This is a genomic window from Mesorhizobium sp. M2A.F.Ca.ET.067.02.1.1, assembly GCF_004023285.1.
Lineage (GTDB): Bacteria > Pseudomonadota > Alphaproteobacteria > Rhizobiales > Rhizobiaceae > Mesorhizobium.
In genome coordinates, this window is record NZ_RZSB01001046.1 from 1 (window position 1) to 1,602 (window position 1,602).

Below are 1,602 nucleotides of genomic sequence, written 5' to 3' on the forward strand. Positions count from 1 at the left end.
CCTGCCTGCCGGCATCCTCTCCCCGTATAGTGACGGGGAGAGGGACGCTGTCGCCAGCGATTTCGCCAACCGCCAACTGGCAGGGAATGCGCCAGCGCTGCACCATGCCCTTTCTTCCCGTCACTATGCGGGGAGAAATGCCCGGCAGGGCAATGAGGGGCGGCGCCAACCTGGACAAGTTGAATTCCAACGGGCAAAGCGCTTTCATTCGATGGCCAATGCCAACAGCCTCACAGTCGCCTTGTGGACAACGAACTGTTCGATCACATAAGTCTATGACCCGCGCTTCCCCTCTTCTCGCCGCGTGCCTCGCTGTCGGCATCGCCGCTTCGCCGGTTCCGGCGCGCGCCGCCGAGGCGCCGTTCGAGCCGGGGCTGATGCGGCTGGCGGAAGTGCTGGGATCGCTGCATTTTCTGCGCAACCTGTGCGGTGAAAAGGGCGACCAGTGGCGGGTCGAAATGGAAAAGCTGCTCGAATCGGAAAATCCGGACCCTGACCGGCGCGCGCGCTTCATCGCCTCCTTCAACCGCGGCTACCGCTCCTTCAGCGGCACCTATACACGATGCACGCCTTCGGCGACCGAGGCCATCGCCCGCTACATGAAGGAAGGCGAGACGCTGTCGCGCGACATCGCTTCGCGCTACGGGAACTGAGGCGGCTCGGGCCGCCAATACGTTTTGCCCAGATTTCTTGCGACAATTGGCGCCAATGTGATGTGCCTTATTGTCTCCTGTCCCGCTCTGGTGCAATCATCTGTTGCGGTTTCGCAACAGTATTAATGAAACGTTAGCGCGCGATTGCGGAATTAACTCAAACTGAAGGTTTTGATGCCGCAAGCCGGCCTAATCGGCTAAGCTCGGCATCGATTGAGCGCAGTCTCGCCGACAATGTGAATTTCGACCCTAAAAATGTCGTATTTACAATGACTTACTTGAGACTGCGGACGAACTGACAGCCCAAGCCGGATCCACTGTTGGATCGCCGCTTGCAGTAAGGTGGACATCGCAATGGAACATGGTGTCAGCGACATCGACGCATTGGTCAGGGAAGAAAAACGCCTGACCGCCGTTGAGAGCCACAGCGAGGCATGGGCGGAAGGCCTGTCGGCCGGCATCGAGCCGGAAATCATCGCCGAGGCGGCGTTGGAGACGGCTTTCGGCGAGATGTTGCGCGCCAATGGCGAGACCTCGGCGCTGGCGCTGCTCGACCGCATGCGGGAAAAGGTGATCGCCGGCGCCTTCGAGCCTGAACGGCTGAAGCACTGAGCGTTTCACCGTTTCACGGAAACGGCGAACCACTTTATCTCTTTGTTTTTACGCAATTCCGGACGGAAAACCGCTCACACTTTTCCTGGAATTGCTCTAGTCATCTGTTTTGACAGCGACTTTTCGACAGTGACTTTTGACGAGTGCACGCCGTTTGGGCATCATGCCCATGCGCTTGACCATTCAAGGCGCCGCCCGGATCAGGCCGGGGAACAATGGAGAGGCAAGCGGTGAGATTTTCGATGTCAGGCCGGCCGCGCGGGCTGACGCTCAACATCCTGATCGCCGCTTCCTGCCTCGCGCTGCCTTTGTGCCTCGCCAGCACGCCTTCCTACGC

The 1,602-nt window shown here is 59.5% G+C and carries 2 protein-coding genes and 1 pseudogene; all 3 read left to right on the forward strand.

All coding sequences use genetic code 11. The features are described from left to right. Positions 1 to 271: pseudogene (locus EOA28_RS39765) on the forward strand (hypothetical protein); the annotation flags it as partial. Positions 272 to 275: 4 nt separating this feature from the next. Beyond that, a complete protein-coding gene (locus EOA28_RS35240) occupies positions 276 to 653 on the forward strand; it encodes a TIGR02301 family protein (protein WP_126083460.1) in 378 nt (125 codons plus the stop codon). A gap of 354 nt (positions 654 to 1,007) precedes the next feature. Beyond that, positions 1,008 to 1,265 (forward strand): hypothetical protein, encoded by a 258-nt coding sequence (locus EOA28_RS35245; RefSeq protein ID WP_040984202.1) that lies wholly within the window; start codon positions 1,008 to 1,010, stop codon positions 1,263 to 1,265. Positions 1,266 to 1,602 lie beyond the last annotated feature (337 nt).